This window comes from Limoniibacter endophyticus, from assembly GCF_014652835.1.
GTDB classification, from domain to species: Bacteria; Pseudomonadota; Alphaproteobacteria; order Rhizobiales; family Rhizobiaceae; genus Limoniibacter; species Limoniibacter endophyticus.
In genome coordinates, this window is sequence record NZ_BMZO01000005.1 from 16384 (window position 1) to 32789 (window position 16406).

Annotated in this window: 15 protein-coding genes; 8 read left to right on the forward strand and 7 right to left on the reverse strand. The window is 59.0% G+C overall.

The genetic code is table 11. The annotated features are described in order from the left end of the window. Window positions 1–50: 50 nt before the first annotated feature. The 8 genes from IE151_RS08105 to IE151_RS08140 all read left to right on the forward strand — a co-directional run bounded on the left by IE151_RS08105 (window position 51) and on the right by IE151_RS08140 (window position 9328). Window positions 51–998, forward strand: a complete 948-nt coding sequence (locus IE151_RS08105) for an ABC transporter permease (RefSeq protein WP_189489509.1) — start codon at window positions 51–53, stop codon at window positions 996–998. Further along, on the forward strand, window positions 995–1864 hold the full coding sequence (gene nikC, locus IE151_RS08110; protein WP_189489510.1) for a nickel transporter permease: 870 nt from the start codon (window positions 995–997) through the stop codon (window positions 1862–1864). The genes IE151_RS08105 and nikC overlap by 4 nt, the downstream gene beginning before the upstream one ends. A 25-nt stretch (window positions 1865–1889) precedes the next feature. Beyond that, complete coding sequence (locus tag IE151_RS08115; RefSeq protein ID WP_189489511.1) at window positions 1890–3686, forward strand: gamma-glutamyltransferase family protein; 1797 nt, start codon at window positions 1890–1892, stop codon at window positions 3684–3686. 31 nt (window positions 3687–3717) lie between these two features. Next, window positions 3718–4566: a sulfite exporter TauE/SafE family protein gene (locus IE151_RS08120; RefSeq protein ID WP_189489512.1), complete on the forward strand. Its 849-nt coding sequence runs from the start codon at window positions 3718–3720 to the stop codon at window positions 4564–4566. A 26-nt stretch (window positions 4567–4592) separates the two neighbouring features. Then, window positions 4593–6425 carry an ABC transporter ATP-binding protein gene (locus IE151_RS08125; protein WP_189489513.1) on the forward strand — a complete coding sequence of 611 codons (1833 nt, stop codon included), beginning with the start codon at window positions 4593–4595 and terminating at the stop codon, window positions 6423–6425. A gap of 111 nt (window positions 6426–6536) precedes the next feature. Then, window positions 6537–7685, forward strand: coding sequence for an MBL fold metallo-hydrolase (locus IE151_RS08130; RefSeq protein WP_189489514.1), 1149 nt, complete (start codon window positions 6537–6539; stop codon window positions 7683–7685). A gap of 9 nt (window positions 7686–7694) precedes the next feature. Next, on the forward strand, window positions 7695–8441 hold the full coding sequence (locus tag IE151_RS08135) for a 5'/3'-nucleotidase SurE (protein WP_189489515.1): 747 nt from the start codon (window positions 7695–7697) through the stop codon (window positions 8439–8441). 500 nt (window positions 8442–8941) lie between these two features. Next, window positions 8942–9328, forward strand: a complete 387-nt coding sequence (locus IE151_RS08140; protein ID WP_244636663.1) for a hypothetical protein — start codon at window positions 8942–8944, stop codon at window positions 9326–9328. A 69-nt stretch (window positions 9329–9397) separates the two neighbouring features. On the opposite strand, the gene IE151_RS08145 is transcribed toward IE151_RS08140, so the two are convergent. From IE151_RS08145 to IE151_RS08175, 7 genes are all read right to left on the reverse strand, one after another. After that, window positions 9398–10369 (reverse strand): sugar-binding transcriptional regulator, encoded by a 972-nt coding sequence (locus IE151_RS08145; RefSeq protein WP_189489751.1) that lies wholly within the window; start codon window positions 10367–10369, stop codon window positions 9398–9400. A gap of 166 nt (window positions 10370–10535) precedes the next feature. Then, window positions 10536–11348, reverse strand: coding sequence for an alpha/beta hydrolase (locus tag IE151_RS08150; RefSeq protein WP_189489516.1), 813 nt, complete (start codon window positions 11346–11348; stop codon window positions 10536–10538). Then, window positions 11345–12976, reverse strand: a complete 1632-nt coding sequence (locus IE151_RS08155; protein WP_189489517.1) for a benzoate-CoA ligase family protein — start codon at window positions 12974–12976, stop codon at window positions 11345–11347. Before IE151_RS08155 ends, IE151_RS08150 begins: the two co-directional genes overlap by 4 nt. A gap of 45 nt (window positions 12977–13021) precedes the next feature. Continuing rightward, window positions 13022–13720 (reverse strand): ABC transporter ATP-binding protein, encoded by a 699-nt coding sequence (locus tag IE151_RS08160; protein WP_189489518.1) that lies wholly within the window; start codon window positions 13718–13720, stop codon window positions 13022–13024. Beyond that, complete coding sequence (locus tag IE151_RS08165) at window positions 13720–14475, reverse strand: ABC transporter ATP-binding protein (RefSeq protein WP_189489519.1); 756 nt, start codon at window positions 14473–14475, stop codon at window positions 13720–13722. The genes IE151_RS08160 and IE151_RS08165 overlap by 1 nt, the downstream gene beginning before the upstream one ends. Continuing rightward, window positions 14468–15466, reverse strand: a complete 999-nt coding sequence (locus tag IE151_RS08170; protein WP_189489520.1) for a branched-chain amino acid ABC transporter permease — start codon at window positions 15464–15466, stop codon at window positions 14468–14470. Before IE151_RS08170 ends, IE151_RS08165 begins: the two co-directional genes overlap by 8 nt. Further along, a complete protein-coding gene (locus tag IE151_RS08175) occupies window positions 15463–16389 on the reverse strand; it encodes a branched-chain amino acid ABC transporter permease (protein WP_189489521.1) in 927 nt (308 codons plus the stop codon). Before IE151_RS08175 ends, IE151_RS08170 begins: the two co-directional genes overlap by 4 nt. Window positions 16390–16406 lie beyond the last annotated feature (17 nt).

Sequence of the window (16406 nt, forward strand, 5' to 3'; positions counted from 1 at the left end):
GGGTCCTTCATCGCCGCAAAATAAAGAAGAAATGGGGACTGGATTAGCCCATGTTGACCTTGATCGCCCGGCGCTGCGTGGTTGTGCTGCCGACCCTTCTGATCGTTTCGATCCTCGTCTTCGGTATGCAGAAATTGCTGCCGGGCGATCCGATTCTCGCTATGGCGGGCGAGGATCGCGATCCCCAGACCATTGCTTATCTGCAAGAAAAATATCGTTTCAACGATCCGCTTCCCGTTCAGTATTTTGCATGGATCAAGCAAGTCCTGTCGGGTGATTTCGGCGAGTCGGTGCGCACGGGCGTGCCGGTCGGCGAACTGATCCTGCAAAAGCTTCCGGTCACGATCCAGCTTGCTGCCTTCGCGATGGTCGTGGCTCTGGCTATCGGCGTTCCTGCGGGCGTTATTTCCGCCGTCCGAAAGGGAACGATTACCGATTACTCGATCAACGTCGCGGCTCTTTCCGGCCTCTCCATTCCAAACTTCTGGCTAGGCATTCTGCTCATCATGGTTGTGTCGGTCTATTGGCAGTTGCTTCCCTCGTCGGGCTATGTCTCCCCGCTCGAAGATCCCTGGCAGAACATCCGCACCATGATCATGCCGGCCGTCGTCCTCGGTACGGGTCTTGCAGGCGTTCTGATGCGCCACACGCGCTCGGCGATGCTGGGTGTGCTGCGTTCGGATTATGTGCGGACGGCGCGCGCCAAGGGCCTCAACGAAAAGACCGTCATCCTGCGACATGCGCTGCGTAACGCCCTTGTGCCGATCATTACATTGTCGACGCTGCTTTTCGGTGAATTGCTGGCGGGTGCCGTACTCACCGAGCAGATTTTCACAATTCCGGGATTCGGCAAGCTGATCGTCGATGCCGTCTTCACGCGCGACTATGCCGTGGTGCAGGGTGTCGTACTTTGCACCGCCGTCGGTTTCATTCTGCTGAACCTGCTGGCCGACATTCTCTACATTCTCGTTAATCCGCGCCTGAGAGATGCATCATGAGCCACGCCGCTCCAATCGCTGCCGCGCCCAAGCGGCCGGGCAGCCGCGCATTGCGCAAATTCGTCAAGAACCGCGCCGCTGTCTTTGGCGCTTGTCTCGTTGCCTTCTTTGTTCTGCTCGCGATTTTCGCGCCGCTTCTTGCGGGCGCAGATCCATTCAAGACGAGCTTCACCGCCTTGCGCAAGCCGCCGTCATTCGAATACTGGCTTGGCACTGACGAGCTTGGTCGCGACCTTTTCGCGCGCATGGCCTATGGCGCACGCACTTCGCTTCTTGCGGGGGGTGTTTCCGTGATGATCGCCGTTCTGGTCGGGGTGCCGTTCGGCGTCGTCGCCGGTTACTTCGGCGGTTGGATAGACAGCGTGATTTCGCGCGTCATTGATGCAATGCTGGCCATCCCGTTCCTGATCTTTGCCATTGCTCTCGCAGCGTTCCTCGGACCGAGCCTCACCAATGCAATGATTGCCATCGGTCTCTCGGCCGCGCCGATTTTTGCGCGCCTCGCGCGCGGTCAGGTGCTTTCGGTCAAGTCCGAGGAATATGTGGAGGGGGCTAAAGTGATTGGATTGCGTCACCCGCGGATCATCCTGCGCTACATTCTGCCCAACGCTCTGGCACCTATCATTGTGCAGGCGACGCTGACCATCGCGGCCGCCATCATAGCTGAAGCGAGCCTCTCCTTTCTTGGCCTCGGCCAGCAACCGCCGAACCCATCCTGGGGATCGATGCTCAACAGCGCCAAAAACTACATGTCGCAAGCTCCCTGGATGTCGATTTGGCCGGGTGCAGCAATCTTCCTCGTTGTCCTGGGCTTCAACCTGCTGGGCGACGGCCTGCGCGACGCCATCGATCCGCGCGAACATTAATTCAGCACGAAGGAAAAATCCGAACATGTTCACCACGCGTCCTGAAATCCTCGGCACCTTTGGCGTCGTCACTTCGACCCATTGGTTGGCGTCTTCCGTGGGCATGGCGATGCTCGAAAGAGGTGGCAACGCGTTTGATGCAGCTGTTGCTGCGGGATTTGTCCTGCAAATCGTAGAGCCGCACCTGGTCGGCCCATCAGGCGAAGTGCCGATCATCTTCCACTCGGTGAAAACAGGCAAGACGGAGGTCGTCTGCGGTCAGGGCGTCACGCCGGATGCAGCGACAATCGAGCGCTATAAGGCTGAAGGCCTCGATCTGGTGCCGGGTTCAGGGTTGCTGGCAACCGTCGTTCCGGGTGCCTTCGATGCGTGGATGCTGATGCTGCGCGATCACGGCACGCTGTCGCTTCGCGAGGTGATGGAACCGGCGATCTATTATGCGCGCACCGGCCATCCCATGCTGCCGCGTGTGGCAAACACGATCAAGGATCAGGCCGAATTCTTCAAGAAAGAGTGGCCGACCTCCTATGATCTTTGGGCCAAGGGCGGGAATTTGCCGAAGGCCAAGGAGCTTTTCATCAACGAAGCCCTCGCCAATACCTATCAGCGCCTCGTGGATGATGCCGAGGCTTCCGGTGGCAATCGCGAGGCTATGATCGACAAGGCAAGGGACGGCTTTTACCGCGGTTTCGTGGCAGAGGCCATTGACCGGTTTTGCCGTGAGACCGAGGCCATGGACACGAGCGGTGAGCGCCATAAAGGCCTGCTCACCGCCGACGATATGGCACGCTGGAGTGCGACTTATGAAACGCCGCTTACCTATGATTATCATGGCTGGACCGTTTCGAAGATCGGTCCGTGGGGGCAGGGGCCGGCCTTCCTGCAGACACTTTCGCTCTTGAAGGACATTGACCTTGCGTCGATGGAAACGAGCGGGCCCGATTTCGTGCATACCACCATCGAAGCCATGAAGCTCGCCTTCGCGGATCGAGAGGTCTATTACGGCGATCCCGACTTCGTCACCGTGCCGATGGAACATCTTCTGTCGGATGCCTATGCTGCCGAACGGCGCAAGCTGATTTCCTCGACCGCTTCGACTACCCTCACTCCGGGGCTTGTCCCGGGCTACGAGGTACAGCGCGAATTGGCCATCAAGCAGTTCCGTTACGCTGGCGATACCAAGGTCGAAGGTCCCGGCGCTGGCGAACCGACCATGGCGCACCTGCGGACGGAAAAGCGCGGCGACACCGTGCATGTCGACGTCATCGACCGTTGGGGCAATATGGTTTCGGCAACGCCATCGGGCGGGTGGTTGCAATCTTCGCCGATCATTCCGGAACTGGGCTTTGCGCTTAACTCCCGTGCCCAGATGTTCTGGCTGGAGGAAGGCCTGCCGGCAAGTCTTAGCCCCCGCAAGCGTCCGCGCACCACGCTTACCCCCTCGCTTGCGCATTTCGAAGGCAAGCCGCGTATGGTCTTCGGCACGCCCGGCGGCGATCAGCAGGATCAATGGCAGCTTCTCATGTTCCTGCGCCGGGTCCATCATGGCCTGAATTTGCAGGAAAGCATCGACCTGCCGCTCTTCCACACCATGCACTTCCCGTCCTCCTTCTATCCGCGTGAGGCAATCCCGGGTCGTCTGGTCATAGAGAAGAGCATTGGCGACGGCGTCGTAAGTGAGCTGAAAAGACGTGGTCATGATGTCGAGGTGGTGGACGAATGGACGGTCGGTCGCCTTACCGCGGCGGAACGTTCGGACGACGGCATATTGCGTGCCGCTGCCACGCCGCGTCTGATGCAGGCTTATGCCGTCGGCCGTTAACCCGCGCTTCAACGATAGAAAGTATTAGAGAATGGGTATCGAATTACAGGAAATGATCTGGCTTGGGCTGGGTCTCTTGGTTGCCGGTGGCATCACCGGTCTTCTTGCCGGCCTTTTCGGCGTTGGCGGTGGTGCGGTTATCGTGCCTATTCTCTATGAGCTCTTCGGTTATCTTGGCGTGCCGGACGATGTACGGATGCCGCTTTGCGTGGGTACCTCGCTTGCGGTGATCATACCGACTTCGGTCCGATCCTACCGTGCCCACCTGGCCCGTGGAGCGGTAGATACGAGTTTGTTGAAGATCTGGGCGGTGCCGGTTGTGCTAGGCGTTCTGGCTGGCAGCATCATCGCCCGCTATGCCTCGCCGGAAGTGTTCAAGACCATCTTCGTCCTCGTGGCTGCGGTCTCGGCGATCCGTCTGCTTTCGGGCAAGGACAATTGGCGTTTCGGCGAAACTCTTCCGGGCAAGATGGCGATCCGCGTGGTTGGCGTGGTCATTGGTATTCTTTCCTCGCTGATGGGGATTGGTGGCGGGCAGCTGTCTAGCCTCTTCATGACGTTTTACAATCGCCCGATCCATCAGGCTGTTGCAACATCGTCTGGTCTCGGCATCCTCATCTCCGTGCCCGGCATGCTGGGTTATATGTATGCTGGCTGGCCACGCGCTGCCCAATATCCCGATGTTGCCGCGCTGCAGTTTCCGATGGCGATTGGCTATGTGTCGCTCATTGGCATGGTGCTCTTCATCCCGACCAGCATCCTCGCTGCACCGCTTGGCGTGAAGCTCGCGCATGCGCTGTCGAAGCGTAAGCTCGAAGTCGCGTTTGGCATCTTCCTTCTGCTGATCTGCGTCCGCTTCATCTTCAGCTTCTTCGAATGACTTCCAGGCACGATAAGGTTCCGGCCATGAGCACTTCGCTTCTCTCCGTCAAAGATCTGCGCGTTTCCTTCAAGGGCGACAGCGGCTGGAGCCCGGTCGTGCATGACATTTCGTTCAATATCGAAGCTGGCAAGACAGTCGCCATCGTTGGCGAGTCCGGTTCGGGCAAGAGCGTTACCTCTCTGGCCCTTATGCGGCTCCTGCAGGCGGGCGCAAGCAGGATCGAGGGCGAGATCCGTTTCGACGGCAAAGTGCTGAACCAGCTTCCCGAGGCCGGGATGCGCGCCCTTCGCGGCAATGAGATCGCCATGATCTTTCAAGAGCCGATGACCTCGCTCAACCCGAGCCTGACCATCGGTTTCCAACTGGCCGAAGTGCTGATGACTCATCGCGGCATGACGCGCGCGCAAGCCGAAGCCGAGGCCGTGAGGCTGATGGAGCGCGTGCGCATTCCTTCTGCCGCTTCGCGTGTAAAGGACTATCCGCATCGACTTTCCGGTGGCATGCGCCAGCGCGTCATGATCGCGATGGCGTTAGCCTGCAAGCCGAAGCTCCTGATTGCCGACGAGCCGACTACTGCGCTCGACGTGACGATTCAGGCGCAAATTCTCGATCTGATCCGTGAATTGCAGCGCGAGGAAGGCATGTCCGTGCTCTTCATCACGCATGATATGGGCGTTGTGGCTGAAATCGCCGATGAAACAATCGTTATGCTGCATGGACGCATCGTGGAGCAGGGGTTGACGGAAGAAGTGTTCGGCAAACCCGAGCATCCTTATACGCGTGCGTTGCTTTCCGCGGTGCCGAAGCTTGGTTCGATGAGCGGAGAACCGATCCCCAAGAAGTTCGAGGAGATCGACCGTACGACGGGCCTGCCCATTGCAAAACCGGATGAAGCGGCCGCTGCTCAGCCCGATCCGGCACAGAAGGCGGTTCTCGAAGTCGTCAATCTGCGCAAATATTTTGATATCCATACCGGTATCTTCCGCAGGGTATCGGGCCGCGTACATGCTGTCGAGAATGTTTCCTTCGACATCCGGCCGGGCGAAACGCTGGCACTGGTAGGCGAATCCGGCTGCGGAAAGTCCACCACAGGCCGCGCCATCATGCGCCTGTCCGATCCGACAGGCGGCGAAATCCGCCTCAACGGGGAAAATATTCTGAAGCTGGACGATAATGGGTTTCGTCCGCATAGGAGGAGCATGCAGCTCATCTTCCAGGACCCGTTTGCATCGCTCAATCCAAGCATGAAGGTGGGTGATGCTATTGCGGAGCCGATGATCGCGCATGGCATTATGTCTGGAAAAGCCGCTCGTGAGCGGGTTTCGGAGTTGCTGCACCAGGTCGGGCTCGATCCGTCAGCCGCCGAGCGGTTCCCGCATGAGTTCTCTGGCGGCCAGCGCCAGCGCATCGCGATTGCACGCGCGCTTTCGTTGCGACCCAAGCTCATTGTCGCCGACGAGGCGGTGTCGGCGCTTGACGTCTCGATCAAGGCGCAGGTCATCAATCTGATGCTCGATCTGCAAAAGGAACTAGGTCTTGCCTTCCTTTTCATCAGCCATGACATGGCCGTTGTCGAGCGTGTCAGCCATCGCGTTGCGGTCATGTATCTGGGGGAAATCGTAGAGATCGGCAATCGTGCCGATATTTTCGGCAATCCTCAGCACCCTTATACGAAGCGGTTGCTTTCCGCTGTTCCGGTGCCGGATCCCGCTCGTCGCCTGTCGCGGCCAGAGCTCCAGGTGTCCGAGCTGAAAAGCCCGGTTCGCCCTGCTGGCTACGTCGCTCCACACAAGACCATGCGCCAGATTTCGGCCGGACACTTCGTGCAGGAATGGGGCGCGGAGTGGGCTGCTTGAAATTTTCGAGCAATTGTCATTGACGTGAAACAAATGATCGTCATAAGGGATCGCATGGCGTTCATTCCCCAGGCGTGAGCGCGGCTCACCTATCGGGAACGCGAGGACATAATGAAAATCGGCTTGCAGGGTGGTTTCGGTGAAAAGGGCCGGACCAGCGTTTCCGTCTCGTCCGGCGGTAAGACCATCATGCTCGACGCCGGCATAAAGGTTGGTGCGCAAGGCGAAGAATATTACCCGCGACTCATCAAGCCAATCGGCGCTTATGATGCAATTCTCATCAGCCACGCGCATGAGGATCATATAGGCGCGATGGCGCGCCTGGTTGCGCTCGGCTATCGCGGTGCGTTCTACATGACGGCTGAAACGCTCGCCGAGGCGCAAGCGACGCTCGATCAATATGCTGACACGCAGGATCTTGCAGGTTTTGCGCTCGCAAATACGAAGATCACGCTTTTTGCACCCGGTGAAACGCTAAAGTTTGGGGACATGACTGTGTCTACCGGGCTTTCGGGTCATGTTGTCGGTGGGGTCTGGTTTGCTGTCGAAGCCAAGCGCAAGCGCATCGTTTACTCTGCCGACATTGTGCCGAAGAGCGCTGTTTTCCGTATGGATCCAATGCCGCTTTGCGATCTGCTGATACTGGATGCATCCTATGGCGCCGACCCGGTCTCGGCGCAGGAGCGTGCTGCGCAGATCGCCGACTGGGTAACGGCCCGGCAGGGCGGGTGTTTGTTGCCGACCCCACTTTCGGGACGTTCGATCGAGTTGATTGCCGCGCTCGACATGCAGTTTGCGATCCACTCCGGCATGCGCGACCCGCTGCGCCGTCAGATTGAGGCGGAGGATGCGCTGGTTGCCGGCATAGCGCCAATGCTCGGGGAGCGCCTCGCAAATGCGCGCAACTGGGAAGTGGACGAAGCGCTGCCGGATTGCCCTCTACTTGTGCATGATGGAATGGGCGTGGCTGGTCCTGCTGCCGATGCGATACGCGCTGCCCAGACAGGAGATTATCCGATCCTGCTCAGCGGTCATTTGCCTGCGGGCTCCCCCGGAGCGTTGCTGAAGGCGTCGGGTCGGGCCGACTGGATCCGAATGCCAACCCATCCCACCCTGCCGGAAGCCATGGCGCTCTGGCAGCGGGCAGGGCGGCCCGATCTGCTCGCCCATTCCTGCGATGAAACCATGCTCGCCGAGCTTGGCCAGCACATCGATGGGCTGGACATATCCGCCCGCACCGGCCAGATCATCACAGTTTGAGAGTTTAGAATGCGCATCCTGCTTGCCAATGATGATGGAATAGACGCGCCTGGCCTTGCGCTTCTGGCCGAGGCTGCCCGACTGGTCAGTGACGATGTCTGGATCGTCGCGCCGGAGGAAAAGCGAACCGCGGCAAGCTCCTCGCTCACTATTGCGCGCCCACTGAAAATGACCCGCCGCGCCGAGAAAACCTATGCCTGCTCCGGCACGCCGGCCGATTGCGTGATTGCTGCCATGGCCTGGCTGTTCAAGGATGGCAAACGCCCGGACATCGTTCTCGGGGGTGTCAATGATGGACGCAACACGGCGGAAGACATTGCCTATTCCGGTACGCTTGCTATTGCTCGCGAAGCGACCTTCTGGGGCGTGCCGGCCGTTGGTTTCTCGCGCGTCAAACGCCCGGAAGTCACTGAAACGGACCCTACATGGCTTTCCCATCTCATCGCCAGGCTGGTTGCCGAGCGGGATGCATGGTCGATCGAAGGCCATTGGCTGAGCGTCAATCTGCCGTCGCGACTGGCGGGAGCGGTCGCGGTTCAGCCCGCGCGCTTCGGCCGCGACAAGATCGGCGGCTTTGCCGAAGTCGTTGAAGAACACGGCAACGAGACGACGATCATCTTCCCGCGCGGCCGTCCTCACACTGTTCTGGAGGGCGACGACAATGGTCTTATCGATGCGGGCAAACTGACCATCAATCGCCTCAACTGGTTCGGACAAACCCCGCTCGAAGAGGCTTTCGTCGAAACTCTGCTCTAACCTGTCTGAATACGACCGGAGGCATAAAGAAGCGGGGATGAAAATCCGTGCCATTTCTTTTAATTGCCTGTGAAAGCAGGTATTTGTGATTTTTCCCGATCGAAAAACACCTCCATTTGTCCACACTCCACGACTCTTGGGCGATACTCCTCCCATCGCGTCGAGGGGTCAGGTGAGCTCCCGGACATTTGAGGCGCGAAGCGGCCGGGCCATGCATGCGGATTGACAACCTGCAGGTGTGGTTTGGATGAAACGGCGTAGCGACCCTTTTCGTTCACCGGCAGCGGAGCATGTGGATGCATGCAGACTAAATGAGTGTTTCGGGCCACATGCTCCAACCCCTCATTCTATTTGCCCGGACAGAAAAAACCGGGCGGACATTGATGAACTTTCCTACCGCGCGGGTAAATACCCGTCAGCGGAATTTCGTGCTGCGTTTTCTTCGGATTGAATCGTCCGCACCCATCGGATAAAATGCCGCTTCAGAGGAGTTCGATCGCATGCCATCTTTGCCACTGCCACCGTTGCCGCCTGAAAAGATGGGCAACATCGTCACGCAGGTGATGAAGGTCGGTCCGCGCGATCTGCGTCTCATCGCGCAGCGCCTTTATGATCATGCACTCGAGCCGCGTATGCCGCCGGGCGCCACCAAGGCGCTCGTCGCCGATCTCGGTTATCGCAACCTGCGCGAGTTCTGTGCCGCAATCGGCCTTCCCGAGCATATAGCCGATCGCTGGTCGCGCTTCGGCATCTCCTCGGAGATGCGTCAGGTTCTTCTTCTCGTTACCGAACAGCGCCTGCGCATGATTGAGGCTATAGAAGAATTTGAATCCATGACCCATTGCGGCATTGATGATTTTCTCAAAAGCCGTGGTCTGATGGACTGAGCCACACGCGGCTCCGCCTTGGGATAAGGAGCGCTGCAAGAAGCGGCTGAAACTGGGTGAGACGAGACTTTAGTCCGTCAACAGGCTCTTCGCCGTCTCTGCATCCGTGATCAGCACGTTGGCATCCATGCCTTTCAGCGCTGCGCGGATTGCTTCCACCTTGTTTTCGCCCCCAGCCGCCAGAATCAGCTGTGGGACTTTCGATACGGTCTCAAGATCGATTGCCATGACGCGATCATTGATCTCATGGTCGACCAGCTTTCCCTCCGCATCGACAAAGTAGCAAAGCATATTCGCCACGGCGCCTTGCGCTTTCAGCGGTTCGATCAGCGCCGGGTCGACAATCCCATGGCGAAAGATTGTCGAATCCGGGGAAAGGTCGCCGACCGTGAGTACGGCGATATCCGCTTCTGCGGCGCACTGCGCCACCACCTGCAACATGGGTTGTTTCCAGAGGCGATCCCGTAAGGCAGCATCATCAAGCACGACAGGCGCTGTGATCTGGTAGCTCTCCACGCCCAGCCGCTCCGCAACCTTGGTAGCGACGATAGAGGGGTTGACCCATCGCGAATGCGGCAAGCTCCCGACGAGACCAATCACCAAGGCATTTTCCAGTGTGCGTTGGGCCATGAAGGCGAGGCTGGCATGCATGGTGGCTCCGCCGCCGATCGCCAGCGTCATGCCGCTTTTCATCTGGGCGTCGAGATAAAGCGCAACCGCATGGCCGATCGACTTCTCCAGATGATCGGTTTCAAGCGGCGCGGGCACGACGATTGCGCTATCCAGTCCGAAACCTTCCTCTAGCTTGCGCTCCAGTATCACTTGTTCGCTGCTCGGCGTGTTGATCGTCGTCACGACGATATTGTCGGCTGCGGCTTGTGCGAGCGCTCGCATTACCTTGACGCGGGATATATTGAGGCGGCGGGCGATCTCCTCCTGTGTGAAACCCTCGACATAGTAGAGCCATGCCATCTTCACATTGAGATCGCTGGAAGCGAGAACGGATTTCTGGTGTCGCTTGCCCTTGGTCTTCGCCGCCATCTGTCTTGTGCCCGTTGATCTTGCGTCAAGACTTCGCATTTCGAAGGCGAGGCCGCAATTACCGCAGATCGGCCATGCACAGCTCAGGAGGGACGAGATGGGCGAAAGGCCGGACGATCCGCAACCATTCCTGAGTTTGAAGGTCGTCGAGGGTTCGCCTGTTGCCTCATGGACAAAGAAATCCCAGTGCGCGGCTTTGCGGGTCACAGAGCGTCTCGATCACATTTGCGTGGTGCGCATCCGGAATCTCCCAGGCATCCGTCGCTATGCCGAAGCCATGCCAGATGTCGGCGATGAGCGTACTCTGGCGGCGAAATTCGGGAAGTTCGCCCTGGCCGCAGCATGCCTGAATCTCCAGATCTGTACGTGGCGTGAGCAGAACCGCGCTCTCGCGCGCGGCTTCATCCGCATCCATGCCGAAAATCATGTTCATTTGCGTCGGAAGCAGAGGGCGCAGGTCGTGCAGCCCGCTGATCGACAGGACACGCACAATCCGCTTTGCAGTTACCGGGCTGATCGGCGCGTTTTCGCAAGCCATGCGCGTTACCAGATGTCCGCCCGCAGAGTGGCCGGTCAATGCGATTTCGCCGTTTACCTCCGCCGCTAGACTGTCGAGGAACATGCCTATCTCGCGCGTGATCTCGCTGATTCTCGCTTGTGGGCAGAGCGTGTAGCTCGGCATCGCTACCCGCCAGCCGAGCGCGATCGCACCGCTCGCCAGATGCGACCAAAAGCTTTTGTCGAACGCTTTCCAGTAGCCTCCATGCACATAGACCAGCGTCCCTTTTGCCTCGTCTTCCGGTTCGAAAAGGTCGAAACGGTGGCGTTCGGCCGGTCCGTAAGACATTTCGCGCCACCGTTCGCCGAAATCATCGCGAAACGCCGCCGCTTGACCGCTCCAGAAGGCTGGATAGCGGCCGAAATCGGCAATCGCCTTGCCATTATCATAGGCAGTATCGAAATCCGTTAGCTTGCTCATGCGATCGTACTTTCCTGTTTTGCCCGCTCGCGCAGCGCAAAACGTTGCAGTTTGCCGGATTCGGTTTTCGGCAGGGCGTTCACCCACTCGATAGCGCGTGGATATTTGTACGGCGCAAGATCGTTCTTCACATGCGTCTGCAGGTCCTTCTGCAGAGCGCTGTCTGGCTCGTACCCTTCGCGCAGAACGACATAAGCTTTGACGATGCAGCCGCGTTCTACGTCAGGTGCAGCGACCACGCCACATTCGGCAACGGCAGGATGGGCAAGCAGGCTTGCCTCTACTTCCGGACCGGCGATGTTGTAGCCAGCCGAAACGATCATGTCATCATTGCGGGCCTGGTACCAGAAATAGCCGTCCTGATCCATGACATAGGTGTCGCCCGTAATGTTCCAACCGTTCTCGACATATTTCGCCTGCCGCTCGTCGGCGAGATATTTGCAACCAAGCGGGCCGCGCACTGCCAGTCTCCCCGGTGTTCCGGGCGGGCATTCCTGTCCCGCTTCGTCGATGACACGTGCCTCGTAACCCGGCACCGGCTTGCCCGTCGCACCGGGACGAATATCCTCTTCCTTTGCCGAGATGAAAATGTGCAGCATCTCGGTCGCGCCGATCCCGTCCATCATGGAAATACCGGTAGCTTCCTTCCAGGCCTTGAAGGTCGGCAAAGGCAGCATCTCTCCCGCGGAAATGCACTTGCGCAGCGAAGAAAGGTCATATTCCGAGATCTTGGGCAACATGGCGCGGTAAGCGGTCGGTGCCGTGAAGCAGATCGTCGCCTTATATTCAGCAATGGCCCGGGCCAGATCGTCAGGTGCGGTCCGGGGTGGCAGAACGGTCGATGCGCCGACGCGGAACGGAAAGAGCACGAGCCCGCCAAGACCGAAGGTGAAGGCAAGTGGCGGCGAGCCGATGAAGACGTCGTCCTCAGTGGCTTGCAGCACTTCCTTGCCATAGGCATCGCAGACGATCAGCAGGTCGCGGTGAAAATGCGTGGTCGCCTTCGGCAAACCGGTAGTGCCGGATGTGAAACCCAGAAGACACGGATCGTCCGCCCGGGTCTTCGCGGCTTCGAACGTGTCCGGCGCGCTCTCCAGTAGTTCCCCAAGCTCGCCACCCGCCGTGCCTTCCCAGGTCACGAGACGCTTCAAATAAATCGACTGCTCCGCAGCCTTCTGCATGTCCTCGACAAGTGCCAGATCACACAAAGCGTGTGAAATTTGCGCCTTCTCCAGGATTTGCACCAGCTCCTTCGAGCGCAGCAACGGCATGGTTGCAACCACGATACCGCCCGCCTTGATGATCGCAAGATAGAGTGCAACCTTCGTCGGGTTGTTGGCGGAGCGCAGGAGAACGCGGTTTCCCGGCACCAGCCCCAGAGGTCCGACCAGCACATTCGCCATCCGGTCGATCATTTTCGAAAGATCGGCATAGGTCCAGGAAACGCCCGGCGCGCGGATCGCGATGCGATCGCCTCTGCCCGCCTCGATGTGGCGATCGACCAGTTCAACGGTCGCGTTCAGCTGTTCCGGATAGCCCAGCGCGCCGAGATTGATGATATCCGGCATCATCTCGGGAGAGGGGAGATTTGCGCGCACGAAACCATCGACATGAGCGGATGCAACCATGTCTTTCACTCCTATTGGTAGACCTGTGCGTCGGCCTTTGCGGCTCTAGACGTGCAGGTATCGTTCCTTGATGTCGGGCGTCTTCAATAGGGCTGCCGTGTCGCCCGACCAGACGACGCGCCCTTTCTCGATAACGACGTGCCGGTCGGCGAATTTCGCCAGCACGTCGACATTCTTGTCGATCACCAGAATGGCTTCGCCTTCCGCCTTGATCTTGCGAAGACAGGTCCAGATTTCTTCGCGCATCAGTGGCGAAAGACCTTCTGTCGCCTCGTCGAGCACGACCAGTTTCGGATTGGTCATGAGCGCCCGGCCAACCGCGAGCATCTGCTGTTCGCCACCGGACAGCTGATTGCCCATGTTACGCCGTCGCTCCCGCAGGCGCGGGAACATCTGGTAGATGCTGGAAAGCGTCCACTTCGGCGCGTTCGTCTCGGCACGCTGGGTGGCAAGCAGATTTTCTTCGACACTGAGTGTCGGGAAGATTTGCCTGCCTTCCGGTACAAGGCCCAGACCTTGTCGCGCAATCGCGTGCGGGGCCTCGCCCGTCATGTCCTGGCCATTGATCTCGATGCGCCCGCCAGTAGGTGGCAGAAGTCCGAAGATCGATTTGATCGTCGTTGTCTTGCCCATGCCGTTGCGGCCCAGAAGGGTCACGACTTCACCAGCCCCGACGAAAAAGTCGATCCCGAACAATATACGCGACTGGCCATAGGCGTTCTGGAGTCCCTCCACCTTCAGCATTACGCGGCCTCCTCTTCGCCAAGATAGGCGGCGCGCACTTCCGGATCGTTGCGAATGGCGGCTGGCGAGCCGGATGCGATCACCCGCCCATAAACCAGAACGCTGACACGATCGGCGAGCGAGAACACGGCATCCATATCGTGCTCGATCAGGACAAGCGTATGCGTTTCACGCAAGCTGCGCATCAGGTCGATCAGAATGCTGCCCTCCTCATGTCCGGTTCCTGCGAGAGGCTCGTCAAGCAACAGCAGCTTGGCGCCGGTTGCCAGAGCTATGGCGATTTCGAGCTGACGCTTTTCTCCGTGAGACAAGGCTCCGGCGCGACGTTGCGCCCGATCGGCAAGCCGCACGCGAGCAAGAAGCCCCAATGCCTCCGCGTTCAATTCATCCTCGGCCGCAGCCGGCTTGAAGAAGCGGAAGCTCGAGCCAGAACGTGCCTGAATGGCGATGGCGACATTTTCCAGTACTGAAAATCCTTCGAGAATCGAGGTGATCTGGAACGAGCGCGCCAATCCAAGCCGCACACGCTCCGCCATCCCGAGCCTGGTGATATCCTGCCCGTCATAATAAACGGAGCCGCTATCGCTTTTCAGATTGCCCGACAGTTGGTGGATCAGCGTCGTCTTGCCCGCCCCGTTTGGACCGATAAGGGCGTGGATTTCTCCCTCCAGCACCTGGAAATTGATGCCGTCAGTGACCTTGAGCGCGCCAAAGCTCTTGCGAAGGTCGACGACGTTAAGAAGTGTATTACGCATCAGAACCTCCTTTCAGCCGGTTGGCCAGTCCGCCGATGCCGTCGCGGCTGAAGAGCACCACGAGAACGAGAATGACGCCGAGGCCGAGTTTCCAGTGCTCGGAAAAATGCGCGAGAATATCTTCGAGCAGGATGAAGGCAGACGCACCGATGATAGGGCCGAGCATGGTGCCCATGCCGCCCAGAACCACCATGACGATCAACTCGCCCGAGCGCTGCCAACTCATAAAGGCCGGCGAAACAAACTGGATCTGGTTGGCGAGAAGCGTGCCCGCAATCGCTGCCGCAACACCCGCAATTACATAGGCGGTGAGCTGAAAGCGGAAGGGCGAGAAGCCGATGGCGCGCATACGGGTAGCGTTGTCGCGTGTGCCGCGCAGGACACGGCCGAAGCGCGAGGCGACAACCCGGCGGAAGATGGCGAAAACCAGAACCAGCACGGCCAGCACGAAGTAGAAGAGGACCATATTGTCTCGGAGCAGGTCGATGCCGAACAGGGTGGAGCGTGAGGACAGGCTCATGCCGTCATCGCCGCCGAAGGCAGAAAGGGATACCATGAGAAAGAACGCCATCTGCCCGAAAGCCAGCGTGATCATGATGAAATAGACGCCGCTTGTACGCAGCGAGAGATAGCCGGTAACCAGAGCGTAGAGCGCAGCAGCCACGGCCGCCGCCAGAACCTGCAACAGAATATCCGTGATGCCGTAACTCGCCAGAATGCCGACCGCATACATGCCTATGCCGATATAGGCAGCGTGGCCGAAGGAAACGAGCGCGCCATAGCCCATGATCAAGTTGAGCGAGAGCGCAGCTACGGCGAATATCATCATGCGTGTGGCGATGACGAGAATGAAGCTGTCGCCCAGCACCCACGCAAGCGCGGGAACCAGAGCAAATAGCGCCAATATGGCCCAAGGGGCGATACTGCCGAAAAGAGAACCCTTCGGCGCCGGATTTTCCTGCACGTCGCTGCCTTGTGTGATCTCGCTCATCGCGTGCCTCCACGTACTGGAAACAGGCCCGTCGGGCGAATGCAGAGGACGGCTGCCATGAGAATATAGACCAGCATGGGCGCGAATGTGCGGCCCATCTGCGAAGCCGCTGCCGGATCCATAAGATTGCGCAGGAGCATGGGGCCGAAGACGCGCCCCAGCGTGTCGACGAGACCGACGATGATCGCCGCGACGAAAGCGCCGCGGATCGAACCGACGCCCCCGATGACGATGACGACGAAAGTCAGGATCAGGATCGAATCGCCCATGCCGGGATCGACCGAAAGAATCGGTGCGATCATTCCCCCGGCAAAGCCCGCCAACATGGCACCGATGCCGAAGACAATCATGAAAAGCTTCTTGATATTGACGCCGAGGGCCGAAACCATATCCCCATTCGAAGCACCAGCCCTCAGCAGCATGCCGATCCGCGTATGATTGACCATGAAATAGAGGCCGAGCGCCGTCAGGAGGCCAGATGCGATGATGACGATACGAAACACCGGATAACGCAGGTTGCCCATCAGCTGGATAGAACCGGAAAGCACTTCCGGCATCGGCACGCTCAACGGTGCCGAGCCCCAGACGATCTTGACGGTTTCGTTGAGGATCAGGATCAGGCCGAAGGTCGCCAGGACCTGATCAAGATGACTTCGGTCGTATAGTCGTCGGAAAACCAGGAACTCAAGAGCAATGCCGATCGCCAGCGTGGCCGGCAGCGCCAGCATGATGCCGGAAAAGAAGCTGCCTGTGGCGGCGGTGAAGGTCGCCGTCAGATATGCGCCTATCATGTAGAGCACACCGTGGGCGAGGTTGATGAGATCCATCACGCCGAAGATCAGCGTCAAGCCAGCGGCAACCAGAAACAGCAAAATGCCGAACTGGATTCCGTTGAGCGACTGGAGCAGAAACAGGTTGAGCATGTTTTGGGTCCGGCGAT